Genomic DNA, 12,633 nt, shown 5'->3' on the forward strand with positions numbered 1-12,633 from the left:
AGCGAACACTGATGGACATCCGTAAAGTCAAGAAACTGATCGAACTGCTCGAAGAATCCGGCATCGACGAACTGGAGATCAAAGAGGGCGAAGAGTCCGTCCGCATCAGCCGCCACAGCAAGACCCCGGCCCAGCCGGTCTATGCTCCGGCCCCGGTCTACGCTCCGGCTCCTGCCGCCGCCCCGGTCGCTGCCGCTGCTGCCCCGGCCGCCGAAGCCGCCCCGGCTGCGCAGAACCTCGCCGGCGCCGTGCGCTCGCCGATGGTCGGCACCTTCTACCGCGCCGCCTCGCCGACCTCCGCCAACTTCGTCGAAGTCGGCCAGAGCGTGAAGAAAGGCGACATCCTCTGCATCGTCGAAGCCATGAAGATGATGAACCACATCGAGGCCGAGACCAGTGGCGTGATCGGTCAGATCCTCGTGGAGAACGGCCAGCCGGTCGAATTCGACCAGCCCCTGTTCACCATCGTTTAAAGCGCGGGGAACCTGCGATGTTGGAAAAAGTACTGATCGCCAACCGCGGCGAAATCGCGCTGCGCATCCTGCGTGCGTGCAAGGAGCTGGGCATCAAGACGGTGGCCGTGCACTCGACCGCCGACCGCGAGCTGATGCACCTGTCGCTGGCCGACGAAGCGGTCTGCATCGGTCCGGCCCCGGCTGCGCAGTCCTACCTGCACATCCCGGCGATCATCGCCGCCGCCGAGGTCACCGGCGCCGTGGGCATCCACCCCGGCTACGGCTTCCTCGCCGAGAACGCCGACTTCGCCGAGCAGGTCGAGCGCTCGGGCTTCACCTTCATCGGCCCCAGCGCCGACGTCATCCGCCTGATGGGTGACAAGGTGTCCGCCAAGGACGCCATGAAGAAGTCCGGCGTACCGACCGTACCGGGCTCCGACGGCCCGCTGCCCGAGGACGAGGAAACCGCGCTGGCGATTGCCCGCGAGGTGGGTTACCCGGTGATCATCAAGGCCGCCGGTGGCGGTGGTGGTCGCGGCATGCGCGTGGTGCACCACGAGGAAGACCTGATCAAGTCCGCCAAGCTGACCCGCACCGAAGCGGGCGCGGCCTTCGGCAACTCGATGGTCTACCTGGAGAAGTTCCTGACCAACCCGCGTCACGTGGAAGTCCAGGTGCTCTCCGACGGCCAGGGCAACGCCATCCACCTGGGCGACCGCGACTGCTCCCTGCAGCGTCGTCACCAGAAGGTACTGGAAGAAGCCCCAGCCCCGGGCATCGACGAGAAGGCCCGCGCCGAAGTGCTGGCCCGCTGCGTCCAGGCCTGCGTGGAAATCGGCTACCGTGGCGCCGGCACCTTCGAGTTCCTCTACGAGAACGGCCGTTTCTACTTCATCGAGATGAACACCCGCGTACAGGTGGAGCATCCGGTGTCGGAGATGGTCACCGGCATCGATATCGTCAAGGAGATGCTCAGCATCGCCTCGGGCAACAAGCTGTCGATCAAGCAGGAAGACGTGGTCATCCGTGGCCATGCGCTGGAATGCCGGATCAACGCCGAAGACCCGAAGACCTTCATGCCCAGCCCCGGCAAGGTGAAGCACTTCCACGCACCGGGCGGCAACGGCGTGCGTGTGGATTCGCACCTGTACAGCGGCTACGCCGTACCGCCGAACTACGACTCGCTGGTGGGCAAGGTCATCACCTACGGCAAGGACCGCGATGAAGCCATGGCGCGCATGCGCAACGCGCTGGACGAGCTGATCGTCGATGGCATCAAGACCAACACCGAGCTGCACAAGGAGCTGGTCCGCGATAAGGAGTTCTGCAAGGGTGGCGTGAACATCCACTACCTGGAGAAGAAGCTGGGCATGGACAAGCACTAAGCTTGCCGCGCCTCGCTCCGCCACAAGGGCTGCCTCCGGGCGGCCCTTGTGCTTTGCGGCCCCTGCACGCTGGCATGGCAAGGTGCCGTGCAGTAAGCTTGCCGCCTTTATTTGCGGGCCGTCCAAGCGGCCCGTCGTCTTCCCAGCACCATCGAGGTCCCGCCCCATGCCCTGGCTCCAAGTCCGACTCGCCATCACCCCGGATCAGGCGGAAACCTACGAGGATGCACTGCTGGAAGTGGGCGCCGTCTCGGTGACCTTCATGGACGCCGAAGACCAGCCGATCTTCGAGCCGGACCTGGGCACCACCCCGCTGTGGAGCCACACCCACCTGCTCGCGCTGTTCGAGGCCGATACCGACGAGACCGCGCTGATCGCCCACCTGTCGCTGCTCACCGGTGGCCAGCTGCCGGAGCATCAGATCGAGCGCATCGAGGACCAGGACTGGGAACGCAGCTGGATGGACAACTTCAAGCCGATGCGCTTCGGCCGCCGCCTGTGGATCGTCCCCAGCTGGCACGACGCCCCGGAACCGGAAGCGGTGAACCTGCTGCTCGATCCGGGCCTGGCCTTCGGCACCGGCACCCACCCGACCACTGCACTGTGCCTGGAATGGCTCGACGGCCAGGAGCTGGCCGGCCAGCAGGTACTGGATTTCGGCTGCGGCTCGGGCATCCTCGCCATCGCCGCGCTGCTGCTGGGCGCCGAGCAGGCGGTGGGCACCGACATCGACCCGCAGGCCCTGGAGGCCTCGCGCGACAACGCTTCGCGCAACGGCATCGACCCGGCAAGATTCCCCGTCTACCTGCCCGCTGATCTGCCCAAGGCACCTGCGGACGTGCTGGTGGCGAACATTCTGGCCGGTCCGCTGGTCACATTGGCAGAACAGCTCACCGGCCTGGTGAAGCCCGGCGGCCTGCTGGCCCTCTCGGGCATCCTTGCCGAGCAGGCCGAGGAAGTGCGCGCTGCCTATGCAGACGCCTTCGACCTCGACCCGACCGCCGAGCGCGATGGCTGGATCCGCATCAGCGGCCGCCGCCGCTGAGTGCCCGCCGTACGGGGCTTGAGTTAGACTAACCGCCAGATTTTTTCCGCCGGACCGCCGCATGAGCGACAGCTTCATCACCCAGTGCCCCCATTGCCAGACCCGTTTCCGCGTCAACGCGGCGCAACTGGGTGCGGCCAGCGGCGCGGTGCGCTGCGGGACCTGCCTGAAGGTGTTCAGCGCACCGCAGAACATGGTGGGCGAAGCGACGCCAGCGCTCCCTTCTTCGGCCCCCATAGCCACGCCGGCGGCGGAGCAGCGCGATCCCGCCCCGAGCGTCGTGCCGGTAGCGCCAAAGCCCGTCGCCACCGAGCCGGCTCCCACGCCCACCTTCGCCACCTTCACCCCGGAAAAACCGACCGCGCCGGCCGCGCCCGCCACCGCCACCCTCGGCTGGCCACTGGCGCCCCACGCGGCCCGGCACTCCAGCGATGTAGCGGAGCCCGTGGCCGCCAGCGCCCCCAAGGTCGAAGCCTGGCTGAAGCCGCGCAACGACAGCGCGCCGCCCGTCGCCGCGACCGAAGTGCTCGCGCCAGCGGCCACGGTGGTCAGCGAACCGGCAAAGGCCGAGGCCCCGCCGGTGAAGGACAGCCTTGCCGCGCGCAATGACGACACCCTGTGGATCCACGACGACCTCGACCTCGACAGCCTGAATCTCGACGAGGAACTGGCCAAGCTCGATGAATTCGAGCTGTCCCAGGAGTTCCTCAGCATCGATCGCGCGCCCAAGCCCAGCGAAGCCCTGCTCAGCCGCCAGGACGAGAAACGCGATCCGCACGATGAACGCTGGGCCGAAGTGCTCCTGGAGCAGGAACAGAGCGGCGCCAGCCGCGTTTCCCGTCACGAACCCAGCCTGGGCCGCCTGGCGGCCGAAGCAGCCGACGAGCCCGCGCCGACTGCGCGCCTGGTGGCCGACCGCGAACCCGCGCAAGAGCCCCACGAGGACGAAGCGGACGACGAACCGCGGATCGACCCGGCACCGTTCAGCGCCTCGAAAGACGACGAGGACCTGCCGGCCTTCGGCGCCCGCCGCGACGACGATGAGCCGCCGTACCGCGATGATCTTCGCTCGGCTCGTGACGAACACCCGCGCGACGTCCACGAGGACGACGATGAGGACGTAGAGCCGCCGCTGGCCGACCAGCGCGGCGACCGCCGCCGGGCCGAGCCCGGCCTGCAGGGCGGCGACCTGCACGACCTGAACGACGAACCGCTGCAGCTGGATTGGCAGAAACCCCAGCGCCGCTGGGGCCGCCGCCTGTTCTGGCTGCTGCTGGTGCTGCTCGCCCTAGCCGGCCTCGCTGCGCAATACATCGTCTACCACTTCGACGAACTGGCCCGCCAGGACCAGTACCGCCCCTGGTTCGCCCAGGCCTGCCCGGAGCTGGGTTGCACCCTGCCCTCCAAGGTCGACGTGGAGCAGATCCGCAGCAGCAACCTGGTGGTACGCAGCCACCCGGACTTCAGCGGCGCCCTGGTGGTGGACGCGATCATCTACAACCGCGCCAATTTCTCCCAGCCTTTCCCGCTGCTGGAGATGCGCTTCGCCGACCTCAACGGCCAGCTGATCGCCAGTCGCCGCTTCAAGCCCAGCGAGTACCTCTCCGGCGAGCTGGCCGGGCAGAGCGAGATGCCGCCGCAGACGCCGATCCACATCTCCCTGGATATCCTCGATCCGGGGCCGAAGGCGGTGAACTACAGCCTGAGCTTCCACTCGCCGGAATAACCCGGCGGGTAGCTCAAAGCGCCTGAGGGCGCCACTTCCGCTCGTCTTCCTACCGGCAGTGCTAAGCCCCGCGCTGTTCAGAATTTATCCAAAATCGCCTTTATCCGGTCATCGAGAGCGGGTATCATGCCCTCCCTTTTTTGCTGGCACCGGTGGCTGGACCGATCTGCATCCGCGAGTCTCGTAACACGCGGCGCCTCGGTGTTCCCGCCCCATTAACCATGGAAAACCAGTCGGTGGTACGCATCGGCTCCTACACACTGCCCAACAGACTGATCCTGGCCCCGATGGCCGGCGTCACCGATCGTCCGTTCCGTCAACTGTGCCGCCGTCTCGGTGCCGGCATGGTGGTCTCGGAAATGGTCACCAGTGATGTCCGCCTGTGGAACAGCCGCAAGTCGCGCCTGCGCCTGCAGCACGACCACGAGGACCAGCCGCGTTCGGTGCAGATCGCCGGCGGCGACCCGCAGATGCTCGCGGAAGCCGCACGCTGCAATGTGGAGTTGGGTGCCCAGATCATCGACATCAACATGGGCTGTCCGGCGAAGAAGGTTTGCAACAAGGCCGCGGGTTCGGCGCTGATGAAGGATGAACGGCTGGTGGCCGACATCCTCGAGGCGGTGGTCGCGGCGGTAGAGGTTCCCGTCACCCTGAAGATTCGCACCGGTTGGGACCGGTCGAACAAGAACGGTGTGACGGTGGCGCGGATCGCCGAGCAGTCGGGCATCCAGGCGCTGGCGGTACACGGCAGGACCCGTGCCGACCTCTACACCGGCGAGGCGGAGTACGAAACCATCGCGGCGATCAAGCAGGCGGTTTCGATTCCGGTCTTCGCCAATGGTGATATCGACTCTGCGCAGAAGGCGCGGCAGGTATTCGAGCAGACGGGCGTGGACGCCCTGCTGATCGGGCGCGCCGCCCAGGGCAATCCCTGGATCTTCCGCGAGATCGATCATTACCTGAGCACCGGTGAACTTCTGCCGGCGCCGAGTCTGCAGGAGGTGCAGAGCATCCTGCTCGAACACCTGGCTGCATTGCATGCGTTTTATGGGGAGGAAATGGGTGTGCGAATTGCCCGCAAGCATGTGGGCTGGTACCTCGCAACCCTACCGGGAGCGGCGGAGTTCCGTTCCCAGTTCAATCGTTTGCAGGACACGGATGCACAGAGCGCCAGCGTCAGGCAGTTCTTCGCCGAGCGCCACAATAACGGAGAAGGGGTGGCCGCATGACAACGATGACCGAGACATTAGTGAGTGGAATGACACCCGTGAGCGACAACGCCAACCTGAAACAGCACCTGACCACTCCGACGCAGGAGGGCCAGACCCTTCGCGACAGCGTGGAAAAGGCACTGCATAACTATTTCGCCCATCTCGAAGGGCAGCCGGTCACGGACGTGTACAACATGGTGCTTTGCGAAGTCGAAGCGCCGCTGCTGGAAACCGTCATGAACCATGTGAAGGGTAACCAGACCAAAGCCTCCGAACTGCTGGGGCTGAACCGCGGAACCCTGCGCAAGAAACTCAAGCAGTACGATCTTCTCTGACGCGGCGGCAGGCCACAGGCCGCAGGCGGCAGGCAAGCCGCTAGGGCCTGAAGCCTGCAGCTTGCAGCCTGTAGCCTCTAGGAACTCGTTATGACCGACCAAACCACCCGCCTGCCCGTCCGCCGTGCGCTGATCAGCGTTTCCGACAAGACCGGCGTCGTCGATTTCGCCCGTGAGCTGGCTGCCCTCGGCGTGGAGATTCTCTCCACCGGCGGCACCTACAAGCTGCTCAAGGACAACGCCATCGCCGCCGTGGAAGTGGCCGACTACACCGGCTTCCCGGAGATGATGGACGGCCGCGTGAAGACCCTGCACCCGAAGATCCACGGTGGCATCCTCGGCCGTCGTGACCTCGACGGCGCGGTGATGGAGCAGCACGGCATCAAGCCGATCGACCTGGTGGCGGTCAACCTGTACCCGTTCGAGGCGACCGTGGCCAAGGCCGACTGCGACCTGCCGACCGCCATCGAGAACATCGACATCGGCGGCCCGACCATGGTCCGCAGCGCGGCGAAGAACCACAAGGACGTCGCCATCGTGGTCAACGCCGGTGACTACGCCGGTATCGTGGCTGGCCTGAAAGCCGGCGGCCTGACCTACGCCCAGCGCTTCGACCTGGCCCTCAAGGCGTTCGAGCACACCTCCGCCTACGACGGCATGATCGCCAACTACCTGGGCACCATCGACCAGGCGCGCGACACCCTGTCCACCGAAGACCGTGGCGCCTTCCCGCGCACCTTCAACAGCCAGTTCATCAAGGCGCAGGAAATGCGCTACGGCGAGAACCCGCACCAGAGCGCGGCCTTCTACGTCGAGGCGAAGAAGGGCGAGGCCAGCGTCTCCACCGCCATCCAGCTGCAGGGCAAGGAACTGTCGTTCAACAACGTGGCCGATACCGACGCCGCGCTGGAATGCGTGAAGAGCTTCGTCAAGCCGGCCTGCGTCATCGTCAAGCACGCCAACCCGTGCGGCGTGGCCGTGGTTCCGGAAAACGAAGGCGGCATCCGCAAGGCCTATGACCTGGCCTACGCCACCGACACCGAATCGGCCTTCGGCGGCATCATCGCCTTCAACCGCGAGCTGGACGGCGACACCGCCCAGGCCATCGTCGAGCGCCAGTTCGTCGAAGTCATCATCGCCCCGAAAATCTCCGAAGCCGCCCGTGCCGTGGTCGCTGCCAAGGCCAACGTGCGCCTGCTCGAATGCGGCGAGTGGCCGGCCGAGCGTGCGCCGGGCTGGGACTTCAAGCGCGTCAACGGCGGCCTGCTGGTACAGAGCCGCGACATCGGCATGATCACCGCCGACGACCTGAAGATCGTCACCCAACGCGCGCCCAGCGAGCAGGAAATCCATGACCTGATCTTCGCCTGGAAAGTCGCCAAGTTCGTCAAGTCCAACGCCATCGTCTACGCCAAGGCGCGCCAGACCGTCGGTGTCGGAGCCGGCCAGATGAGCCGCGTGAACTCCGCCCGCATCGCCGCCATCAAGGCCGAGCACGCAGGCCTGGAAGTGAAAGGGGCAGTCATGGCTTCCGACGCCTTCTTCCCGTTCCGCGATGGCATCGACAATGCTGCCAAGGCCGGTATCACCGCGGTGATCCAGCCGGGTGGTTCGATGCGTGACAACGAGGTGATCGCCGCTGCCGACGAAGCCGGCATCGCCATGGTGTTCACCGGCATGCGCCACTTCCGCCACTAAGCGGTAAGGACGCACTCGGACCCGCATCTGCGGCGTTGCCCGGCCCTTCCCCCATGCTCATTGCCAGTAGGCAACTCCGCTGGGTGAAGGGCCGGGCGCCTTGCATCTGCAGGCCCGATTGCGCCCCTTGAGATCGGTTTGCCAAGAGCGGACTGGTCATGAGATTTCGTAGCCTGGGTGGAGCGAAGCGATACCCGGGAATCCGGCAGGTCCGGAACTGTTCAGGAGAACTCCAATGAACGTACTCATCATCGGCAGCGGCGGTCGCGAGCACGCGCTGGCCTGGAAGGTCGCGCAGGATTCGCGCGTGCAGAAGGTCTTCGTCGCGCCGGGCAACGCCGGCACCGCCACCGAAGCCAAGTGCGAGAACGTCGCCATCGACGTGCTGGCCCTGGAAGAGCTGGCCGACTTCGCCGCGAAGAACGTGCAGCTGACCATCGTCGGCCCGGAAGCGCCGCTGGTCAAAGGCGTGGTCGACCTGTTCCGCGCCCGCGGCCTGGACATCTTCGGCCCCACCGCCGGCGCCGCCCAGCTGGAAGGCTCCAAGGCCTTCACCAAGGACTTCCTGGCACGCCACCAGATCCCCACTGCCGACTATCAGAACTTCACCGAAGTCGAGCCGGCGCTGGCCTACCTGAAAGAGAAAGGCGCGCCCATCGTGATCAAGGCCGACGGCCTGGCCGCGGGCAAGGGCGTGATCGTCGCCATGACCCTGGCCGAAGCCGAGGAAGCCGTGCGCGACATGCTCGCCGGCAACGCCTTCGGTGACGCCGGTTCGCGCGTGGTGATCGAAGAATTCCTCGACGGCGAGGAAGCCAGCTTCATCGTCATGGTCGACGGCCAGAACGTGCTGCCCATGGCCACCAGCCAGGACCACAAGCGCGTCGGCGACGCCGACACCGGTCCGAACACCGGCGGCATGGGTGCCTACTCCCCCGCTCCGGTGGTCACCCCGGACGTGCACCAGCGCGTGATGGACGAAGTGATCTACCCGACCGTGCGCGGCATGGCCGAGGAAGGCAACGTCTACACCGGCTTCCTGTATGCCGGCCTGATGATCGACAAGAGCGGCAAGCCCAAGGTCATCGAGTTCAACTGCCGCTTCGGCGACCCGGAAACCCAGCCGATCATGGTGCGCCTGGAAAGCTCCCTGGTGCTGCTGGTGGAGGCCGCCCTGGCCAAGGCGCTGGACAAGGTCGAAGCCACCTGGGACCCGCGTCCCACCGTCGGCGTGGTGATCGCCGCGGGCGGCTACCCGGGCGACTACGCCAAGGGTGACGTCATCGAGGGCCTGGACGCCGCCGCCCAGCTCGACGGCAAGGTGTTCCACGCCGGCACCGCGCTCAAGGACGGCCAGATCGTCACCGCCGGCGGCCGCGTGCTCTGCGCCACCGCCATCGGCCCGACCGTCTCCTCGGCCCAGCAACAGGCGTACCGCCTGGCCGAGAAGATTCGCTGGAACGGCAGCTTCTACCGCAAGGACATCGGTTATCGCGCCATCGCCCGCGAACGCGGCGAGGGCTGATCCGACGGGCGGAGGCGTCCCCCGTCGGACGCCTTCGACCTCCCGATCCCGGCGTGCCCGGGTGGATTACGGCCTTCAGCACACTTGGCTATAATCGGCCCACTCACTACCGAAGGGACTTCGCCGTGCGTCGGCTCTGGACTGCCACAGGACTCCTCGTCAGCTTGCTGCTGGCCGCTCTGGTCTGTCTCCCGACCTATGCGGCAAGCCAGGCTCCCGGCTGGTCCCAGCTCCACGACAACGACGCCCGCCTGCAGCTGCAGGATGTGATCTCCCCGCGTTACCGCACCCTCTTCAGCGCCCTCGACATCAGCGACCTGCACGCCCCCGCCGGCCCCGGCGCGACCTGGCTGCACTACCGCCTGCCCGCCAACGACGAGCCCCAGCAACTGCGCCTGTTCGCGCCGAGCCTGGACAGCTTCGAGATGTTCATCGTCGACGGCCAGAAGGTCCTGGAACAGAAAAGCGCCGGCAACCTCTCGCCGGTGCAGCGCCCGCTGCTGAGCAGCGACCTGGTCATGCCGCTGCGCGCCAGCGCCGAGCCGCTGGACCTCTACCTGCGTCTCGCCTCGGCCCAGCCGCTGCGGCCGAACATCAGCATCGAGGCCGCCGGCCAGCCGAGCAGCGACCAGCGGCCGCTGCACTTCGGCGTGCTGATCGGCTGCCTGGCCATGCTGCTGGCCTACAACCTCGTGCGCTTCGCCTATACCCGCGTCGCCAGCGGCCTGTGGCTGGCCGGCGTGCACGCCAGTCTGCTGCTGGCCTGCCTCACCCTGTTCGGCCTGCTCAGCCCCTGGTACGGCAGCAGCCAGTCGCTGCAGCCGCTGACCGCCCTGCTCTGCCTGGTGGTGACACTGTTCTGCGCGCTGGGCTACACCGCCAGCTTCTTCTCCGGCCTTAGCCCGCACCTGCCGCTCAAGCGCCTGCTGCTGGGCGGCACCGCCGCGCTGCTGGTGCTGAGCGTGGCGCTCAACCTGCTGCTGGGCTTGTCGATCAGCGCCCTGGTCTACGGCCTGATCACCCTGGTGACCCTGGGCATGCTCGGCATCGCGGTCTACTACTGGGTCCACGCCTACCGGCCGGCGCGCCTGTTCGCCATCGGCATGGGCAGCTTCGTGCTGGTCTGGTGCCTGTGCCTGCCCTCGCTGCTGGGCTACGTGGCGACCCGTGCGGAGTGGCTGGGCAGTGGCCTGCTCGGGCTCTCCGCGGTCGTCGGCTTCCTGCTCAGCCTGGCCCTGGCCGAGCGCCAGCGGAAGATCCAGAACGACCACTTCGCCGCCAGCCGCCAGCGCGCCGCCAATGTCGCCGAGTTGAAGGCCAAGGGCGACTTCCTGGCCAAGATCAGCCACGAGATCCGCACGCCCATGAACGGCGTGCTGGGGATGACCGAGCTGCTGCTCGGCACGCCGCTCTCGGCCAAGCAGCGCGACTACGTGCAGACCATCCACAGCGCCGGCAACGAGCTGCTTTCGCTGATCAACGAGATCCTCGACATCTCCAAGCTGGAGTCCGGGCAGATCGAGCTGGACGAGGTGCAGTTCGACCTCGGCGCGCTGATCGAGGACTGCCTGGCGATCTTCCGCGCCAAGGCCGAGCAGCAGAAGGTCGAGCTGATCAGCTTCACCCAGCCGCAGGTGCCGCGGATCATCAGCGGCGACCCGACGCGCCTGCGCCAGGCGGTGCTGAGCCTGCTGGACAACGCCTTCAAGCAGACCGACGAAGGCGAGATCCTCCTCGTCGTCGCTCTCGACGGCCCGCCGACCCAGCCGCGCCTGCGTATCGCCGTGCAGGACAGCGGCCGCCCGCTGGACAGCGCCGACCGCCAGGCCCTGCTCACCGCCGAACTGCACAGCCGCGACTTCCTCTCGGCCACCCGCATGAGCAGCCGCCTCGGCCTGATCATCGCGCGCCAGCTGATCCGCCTGATGTCCGGCGATTTTGGTATTGAGAGTGGTGACAGCAGTGGCGACTCAGGCAATCTGCTGTGGCTGAGCCTGCCGCTGGACCCGCAGCAGATCGACCAGGCCGGCGCCGACCTCGACGGCCCGCTGCAGGGCGCGCGTCTGCTGGTGGTGGACGACAATCAGACCTGCCGCAAGGTAGTGGTGCAGCAGTGCAGCGCCTGGGGCATGAACGTCAGCGCGGTGTCCTCGGGCAAGGAAGCGCTGGCCCAGCTGCGCACCAAGGCGCACCTGCGCGAGTACTTCGATGTGGTCCTGCTCGACCAGGACATGCCCGGCATGACCGGCATGCAGCTGGCCACCAAGATCCAGGAAGACCCCAACCTCAACCACGACATCCTGCTGATCATGCTCACCGGCATCAGCAACGCGCCGAGCAAGATCATCGCGCGCAACGCCGGCATCAAGCGCATCCTGGCCAAGCCGGTGGCCGGCTACACGCTCAAGGCGACGCTTGCCGAGGAGCTGTCACAGCGCGGCCCCAGCGGCGTCAGCAACTACATCGCACCGGCCAGCGAGCCGGTGTCGAACGTGCCGCCCAGCGACTTCCGCATCCTCGTCGCCGAAGACAACAGCATCTCCACCAAGGTCATCCGCGGCATGCTGAGCAAGCTCAACCTGCAGCCGGACACCGCCAGCAACGGCGAGGAGGCCCTGGCCGCGATGAAGGCCACCCAGTACGACCTGGTGCTGATGGACTGCGAGATGCCGGTGCTCGACGGCTTCTCCGCTACCGAACGCCTGCGCGCCTGGGAAGCCAGCGAACACCGCCCGCACACCCCGGTGGTAGCGCTCACTGCGCACATCCTCAGTGAACACAAGGAGCGCGCGCGGCTGGTCGGCATGGACGGCCACATGGCCAAGCCGGTGGAGCTGTCGCAGCTGCGCGAGCTGGTGGCCTACTGGGTCGGCGAGCGCGACCGCCGCCTGCGCCAGCAGAGCGACGCCCTTCCCTCCTGATCTCGAGCTTGCGCGCGGCATCAACCTTGGCGTAGGAGATTCTATGTCTACCCCCGCGTATCGGCCGCAGGCCGATACACCTGCTCAGTCGTCATCAGGGCAAAGGCAATGCGAGCCAGTTTGCGCGCCAGGATCACCAGCGCCTGGGTTCTCTTCAGGCCGCGCGCCAGGTATCCCTGGTAAAGCTCTCGCCAACGTAGGGTTCGCGAGGCAGCCATGGCGGCGTTGTAGAGCAGGCGGCGGATTTCCGGGTCGCCTTGTTTGGTCAGTTTTCGCCGGCCGCTATAGCGCCCGGATTCCTTGAGCCTGACGTCCAAGCCCAGGAATGCGAC

General features: G+C 66.7%; 10 protein-coding genes. 9 read left to right on the plus strand and 1 reads right to left on the minus strand.

The window, feature by feature from the left end:
* The first annotated feature begins 11 nt into the window (after window positions 1-11).
* The 9 genes from accB (at window position 12) to HNP46_RS34320 (ending at window position 12,301) form a co-directional block, all read left to right on the plus strand.
* Window positions 12-473: an acetyl-CoA carboxylase biotin carboxyl carrier protein gene (gene accB, locus HNP46_RS34280; protein ID WP_184598340.1), complete on the plus strand. Its 462-nt coding sequence runs from the start codon at window positions 12-14 to the stop codon at window positions 471-473.
* 17 nt (window positions 474-490) lie between these two features.
* Window positions 491-1,840: an acetyl-CoA carboxylase biotin carboxylase subunit gene (accC, locus tag HNP46_RS34285; RefSeq protein WP_184598342.1), complete on the plus strand. Its 1,350-nt coding sequence runs from the start codon at window positions 491-493 to the stop codon at window positions 1,838-1,840.
* 166 nt (window positions 1,841-2,006) lie between these two features.
* Window positions 2,007-2,885, plus strand: coding sequence for a 50S ribosomal protein L11 methyltransferase (gene prmA / locus HNP46_RS34290; RefSeq protein WP_184598345.1), 879 nt, complete (start codon window positions 2,007-2,009; stop codon window positions 2,883-2,885).
* Window positions 2,886-2,946: 61 nt separating this feature from the next.
* Window positions 2,947-4,611 (plus strand): DUF3426 domain-containing protein, encoded by a 1,665-nt coding sequence (locus HNP46_RS34295; RefSeq protein WP_184598348.1) that lies wholly within the window; start codon window positions 2,947-2,949, stop codon window positions 4,609-4,611.
* Between the two features lie 221 nt (window positions 4,612-4,832).
* Window positions 4,833-5,840 carry a tRNA dihydrouridine synthase DusB gene (gene dusB / locus HNP46_RS34300; protein ID WP_184598351.1) on the plus strand — a complete coding sequence of 336 codons (1,008 nt, stop codon included), beginning with the start codon at window positions 4,833-4,835 and terminating at the stop codon, window positions 5,838-5,840.
* Window positions 5,837-6,157: a DNA-binding transcriptional regulator Fis gene (fis, locus tag HNP46_RS34305; protein ID WP_024766365.1), complete on the plus strand. Its 321-nt coding sequence runs from the start codon at window positions 5,837-5,839 to the stop codon at window positions 6,155-6,157. Before dusB ends, fis begins: the two co-directional genes overlap by 4 nt.
* A gap of 90 nt (window positions 6,158-6,247) precedes the next feature.
* Window positions 6,248-7,855, plus strand: a complete 1,608-nt coding sequence (gene purH, locus HNP46_RS34310) for a bifunctional phosphoribosylaminoimidazolecarboxamide formyltransferase/IMP cyclohydrolase (protein WP_184598354.1) — start codon at window positions 6,248-6,250, stop codon at window positions 7,853-7,855.
* A gap of 235 nt (window positions 7,856-8,090) precedes the next feature.
* Window positions 8,091-9,380, plus strand: coding sequence for a phosphoribosylamine--glycine ligase (gene purD / locus HNP46_RS34315; protein WP_184598356.1), 1,290 nt, complete (start codon window positions 8,091-8,093; stop codon window positions 9,378-9,380).
* A 164-nt stretch (window positions 9,381-9,544) separates the two neighbouring features.
* Complete coding sequence (locus HNP46_RS34320; protein WP_221455217.1) at window positions 9,545-12,301, plus strand: hybrid sensor histidine kinase/response regulator; 2,757 nt, start codon at window positions 9,545-9,547, stop codon at window positions 12,299-12,301.
* 47 nt (window positions 12,302-12,348) lie between these two features.
* Here the strand turns inward: HNP46_RS34320 and HNP46_RS34325 are convergent.
* The coding region (locus tag HNP46_RS34325; protein ID WP_184598362.1) for a transposase at window positions 12,349-12,633 on the minus strand (285 nt) is incomplete at its 5' end.

Source organism: Pseudomonas nitroreducens, from assembly GCF_014204515.1.
In the GTDB taxonomy this organism is placed as follows: Bacteria; Pseudomonadota; Gammaproteobacteria; order Pseudomonadales; family Pseudomonadaceae; genus Pseudomonas; species Pseudomonas nitritireducens_A.

What these genes read in the sequence shown, in the direction of transcription:
- dusB (WP_184598351.1), top strand. Translation starts at nt 4,833, where the DNA reads ATGGAAAACCAGTCGGTGGTACGCATCGGCTCCTACACACTGCCCAAC.
- HNP46_RS34295 (WP_184598348.1), top strand. Translation starts at nt 2,947, where the DNA reads ATGAGCGACAGCTTCATCACCCAGTGCCCCCATTGCCAGACCCGTTTC.
- accB (WP_184598340.1), top strand. Translation starts at nt 12, where the DNA reads ATGGACATCCGTAAAGTCAAGAAACTGATCGAACTGCTCGAAGAATCC.
- purD (WP_184598356.1), top strand. Translation starts at nt 8,091, where the DNA reads ATGAACGTACTCATCATCGGCAGCGGCGGTCGCGAGCACGCGCTGGCC.
- prmA (WP_184598345.1), top strand. Translation starts at nt 2,007, where the DNA reads ATGCCCTGGCTCCAAGTCCGACTCGCCATCACCCCGGATCAGGCGGAA.
- purH (WP_184598354.1), top strand. Translation starts at nt 6,248, where the DNA reads ATGACCGACCAAACCACCCGCCTGCCCGTCCGCCGTGCGCTGATCAGC.
- accC (WP_184598342.1), top strand. Translation starts at nt 491, where the DNA reads ATGTTGGAAAAAGTACTGATCGCCAACCGCGGCGAAATCGCGCTGCGC.
- fis (WP_024766365.1), top strand. Translation starts at nt 5,837, where the DNA reads ATGACAACGATGACCGAGACATTAGTGAGTGGAATGACACCCGTGAGC.